The 4,674-nt window shown below is 42.3% G+C and carries 3 protein-coding genes; all 3 read right to left on the reverse strand.

Translation table 11 applies throughout. The annotated features are described in order from the left end of the window. On the reverse strand, positions 1 to 2,267 hold a 2,267-nt coding region (locus tag Q0R35_RS13795; RefSeq protein WP_295619242.1), incomplete at its 3' end, for a hypothetical protein. A 213-nt stretch (positions 2,268 to 2,480) separates the two neighbouring features. Beyond that, positions 2,481 to 3,980 (reverse strand): tubulin-like doman-containing protein, encoded by a 1,500-nt coding sequence (locus Q0R35_RS13800; RefSeq protein ID WP_295619247.1) that lies wholly within the window; start codon positions 3,978 to 3,980, stop codon positions 2,481 to 2,483. Positions 3,981 to 3,990: 10 nt separating this feature from the next. Then, entirely contained in the window at positions 3,991 to 4,476 is a 486-nt protein-coding gene (locus Q0R35_RS13805; RefSeq protein WP_295619250.1) for a hypothetical protein, read from the reverse strand. Positions 4,477 to 4,674: the final 198 nt, after the last annotated feature.

Raw genomic sequence — 4,674 nt, forward strand, 5'->3', positions numbered from 1 at the left:
CCGCCACCGAGATCGATACAGGCACTGCCAATTAGATTGCAATCTTCCTTATCTGCAAAATATTGAGCGATGGCTAAACTCTCAGTCCGGAAGGATGTCTCGCCTTGCTTGGGAGCAATATGTTCGATCGACATTTGCTTACCTAATTCACCGATTAAATCTTCCCAAGTTTTGACATATTTACGAGTTTCACCTTTAGAAAAAGCCGAAGGGTAAGAGATCGACCATTCAATTTTATTCGCACCATCTTTAGCCGCTAAAGCACTAATAATTAGAGCTAAATGCTGAAGAAATAGCTGGCTTAAATCTTTGTCTTTCCATTTAATATCTGTTTTCATCCATTTAGAATCGGGACGGAAGCCAGAACCAGTATCGGGTATATAAATTCGTCCATCATAAATCGGTCGCTTTTTATCATTCCGTGTTTGTCCGCGCTGAGTTAAGATCGTCGATAATGGTAGGGGTTTATTAAGAGGAACAAAATTTTCAGGAATAAAGTATTCAAATAAAGCCGGGTTGCGAGTTTCTTCATCAGCATCAGTAATTTTCAGATGAAGCGAATCTAATTGTAATGACTCATTCTTACCATGCCGATTGACATAAACATTGGTAAAAGATGTTCCAAAATCTACACCTACTTTCCAGGTATCTGTCAAGGTAATCGATGCAGGTGTCGGTATGACGATCGCACCGATATTGTGACCTTTATACAGGCAGTTAATATGCGTCGGAAACTCCTCTAATCTGGTCGTTAAGTACTTACCACCATCTTCAAATACATGAGGGTCGCGGGCATCATCAAAGGCGACTTGGAAGGCACTATTATCGCGACTAGGATCGTGATAGAAAGCATAATATTCATGCCAACCACCACCTGCAATCTTGAAGTGCGGATAGATTTCTAATACAGGAATTTCTTTGATTAAATATCGCTCGTCGAGGATATATTCTCTGACGATTTGATACTCACTCGGACGAGAGCTAGTCGGATTCATGCCAACCAGAGGCAGATTTAGTTTGACGCGGACGGTATTATTACTATCTCCTGGCTCAAATTTTAATCGTCTCATCAGATCTTCTGGTGTGAAGTAATCTAATAAAATGCGGTTGATGGGTAATAAGGGCGTAATCTTCTGTTTATTGAATAGTAACGGTTGGCTGGTAGTTGGTGCGAATGCTCCAGGAAGGGCATTTTCGACATCCATGAAATGTAAATCTGGGAGTAATATTTGACTGGGTTCAATCCAGTTGATATTATTATCCCAGTCAGTCATTTTACCCGATCGCAAGTCATCGATATTTAGCGATTCGAGGGTTTTGTCGGCATAGATACAGATATTTTGTTTCGGTACGCCCCAATGTTCGGCGAGGTAGGTATCGATTAAGAGCAGCGGTTTTTTATCTAATTTATTTTCAGACGGAATTACTCGCACGGGAGATGCGCTGAGATCGATTGTTTTTCCTTTAATTGGATAATTTAGTCCATTAAATACGCCCCGATTGATGGCTACGCCAAAGTGATTGGGCGAATCGAGATCTAAAATATCCGATCGATCGGTTTCGCCTGTAAGTGTTTTACTATATTCTTTTAATAGATTGGCGATGGTTTCGATCGCATAACTATCTCCTTGATAAATAGGATTGGTAACTTCTGTCCATAAGTTATTCAACCATTCTCTGAGTAATGGTTTATCGTCAGGATTTAAATGACGATGGGGAGCTTCCAAGCGTTTGAATTCAGGATTCCACCAGGGCAAACCGTCCCAATTTGCTTCCGCCGCAGGTGCAATAATCGTCGTCGGGCTAGTAATCCCAACAGCTTGATTTCTCCAACTCCATACATATAGTTCTTCCCAGGGATGTTTATTTGGGAGCTGATGTAAAGTCTTTCCAGAGTTGGGTAAGAGCTGATGTAACGCCGCTGCAAAGGGATAATTATCTTTGAGCTTATTGAGATCGATTAATTCAGCTTTGAGCTGAAAACCACGCACTTTAGACAACGCAATCGCCGCTAACATGCCTTGCCATTGCGCGATCGCAGCTTCCCGTAGCGGGTGACGAGTATTATATAATGGCAGATCTAATGTCATGGGCAACGCCCACATATCCGGCACCGAGTTAATTTTTTTATTATCCCCTGGTGCTTTATAATCTAAGCTTTTGGCAACACTTTCAAATTTAGTCTTATCGTATCGCTCCCATTTGCCAGTTTTATTCGGTGCTGGTAAATCTGCATCTTTAAGTTTGGGAAGAACAAATACTGTCATATAAGTTTTAGATTTAAGTTAATTGGTTAATCAGCGGTTGAAACCGCCGCTTGTGATGCGTAACGTCCGCCTACGCGGACTAAACTTACTGCGAACACTGGGTGGAAAATCCCCTCCTCGGAGGGGTGCCGTAGGCGGGGTGGGTAGATCTCCGCCACCCACTAACACAAAGTTTTTAAATACCCACCCAGCCAACAAATTAGATCGATCGAATCAATTAAACTGAGAATTTAGATACAGAGATTTTGCCAAACCAACCGTACCGCGATTGATACCTTGAACACTTTTCACCTCATGACGACGCAAGCGATCTTTAATGCGGACAATATCATCCTTGTCTTGCTTAGTCCGCTGTTCGCGAGTATCTCCCAGCAGTAATTCCTGCAACTTGTGAAATTGAATATTACCATTAAGATCGCCGAAAATTTGCGTATTAAATAACTGCAACCTGTCGATCTTATCGAAGTGTAATTCCTGAAGCCAGAGTAAATAGCTCCGGCTCCAACTGCTTAATATTTCGATGCCTTTTTGCTGATGTGGCAAATCGAAGCGATCTTGACTATCTGCTTGGAGATCGTAGTATTTATCCAACCAAGGCTCATCTCTACAGGCAACTTTAAAGCCATTATCGAGCGTATACTTTGCTGTTTTTTCAATATCGCTCGTCCATAGATATGCGAGTCGAGCAGCATTCGTCATCAATTTTTTGACATTAAAATCATCGGGTAGATCGCTCCATTTAATCTCACCCACTTTGTCGCGAGTAATTGACATTAACGCATCATCTCGATCTTCGATTAGAAAATCGCGCACAGCTAGAGCCGCATATAATTCGACAAAGTGCGGGCGATTTTTTTGAGTGGTATTCCCGACGCTAAATTCTACTTCTGAGGTGTTCTCATTGCCTAACAGATAGACGGTATCAAATAACTGACTTGCCTGAGTCACATAGTAGCGCAATGCCGATTCAGTATTAAGCAAAAACTGGTCGGATGCTGCATATAATCCATTTGTTTCTGCTCCAGGTGGCACTGTAAAGCTAAAATAAGGTAGAAGGAATAAACCGCCTAATTTAACTCGATCGGCAATATTTTGCTGTTCTAATTTATTACGTAATAACCGCGCAATTGTGGGAATACCCGATGCCCCAGTTCCACCAAAGATCGAGCCACATAATAGCACGCGAGCCTGCTTACCTTGGGCACCAACAGCATTATTAATACTTTGAATGAAACTTCCCCAAGGCTCTATTTCCAGCCGTTTGAGGTCGATCTGACTCATTACAGCAGCACCAATCGCCGGACGACCGCGAAAGCCTTCATCTAATTGCTGATTGCGCTCGTCGGGAGTATAGAGAACTTCTAATAAATTAGCTAAACCAGCATCCATTGTGCCGTAATTAAAATAACTCGCTAATTCTCGTCCGCCAAGTTTACCCTGAAATGGCGACCATAAATCGTAAGATTTAATCGGTGTAGACATCCACTCAATTTGTTGTTCGGTGCTGCCACCTGTTACTAATTGCTGACATTCTTGATAGGTACTTAGCGTTTTGCGCGCGCGATCGACGTTACCATTATTCTCATCGGGATCGACAAATAAGACCTCAATCTCTTCTTTTGTATACAAACCCGTTGCGGCAATCTGGACGATCGATTCGACACATTTGGCACCAGATCCACCAATTGCGATAATATATAATTTGTTGCTCATAGTGAATCTTTTAACGCTTAAATAAATTTGCGCCCGGAGGTAAACGTCGTGCGGGGCCTGGTGTACTTGTAGCTGTAGTCAACCAGTAGATCACAATAATATCGATCGCAAACAGAATAATTAACGGTAAAATTGCATCACCACTACTTTTTGGAGCTAAAATACTTTGACGAGATAACACGATCGCAATTACAGTTCCGACAATGGGAATCACCGAAATAAACCACCACGAACCGACACGCTGCGCTCCTGCTTCGGGTGTTTTGTGTGGCGACTTAATATTCCACGCTACCCACGTAACAACGGCGAGTAGCGACGATGCCAGCACGATGGCAGCCATCGGCATATAATGATTATTCAGCCAGCTCTGAACCTTTACATCTGTTAACCGCAACCATTGTCCTGAAAATAGCAGTGGTTGAACGACGAACATCAACATCATCCCTAAAATGGGAATCACAAACAGACGGATTACTTCCGCAGTGGTAGGGAGCATTGTGGTGGAACTGTACACTTCCTATGTATTGTTCCCATACTATCGCTCAGTATCTACATACCGATCGCAAAGATCCATTTAGATCGAGAGTAATTCCTACTAAAATATCCTCACACCTTAAACTTATCTGTAAATCCAGCATCTATAGCAATCCTAAATAAAATCCGTTGGTATCGACATTGGTGCGTTACGGCTGTT

Source organism: Chamaesiphon sp. GL140_3_metabinner_50, from assembly GCF_025361915.1.
Lineage (GTDB): Bacteria > Cyanobacteriota > Cyanobacteriia > Cyanobacteriales > Chamaesiphonaceae > Chamaesiphon.

Coding starts and splice junctions, on each gene's coding strand:
- Q0R35_RS13800 (WP_295619247.1), bottom strand. CDS start 3,980: ATGAGCAACAAATTATATATTATCGCAATTGGTGGATCTGGTGCCAAA.
- Q0R35_RS13805 (WP_295619250.1), bottom strand. CDS start 4,476: ATGCTCCCTACCACTGCGGAAGTAATCCGTCTGTTTGTGATTCCCATT.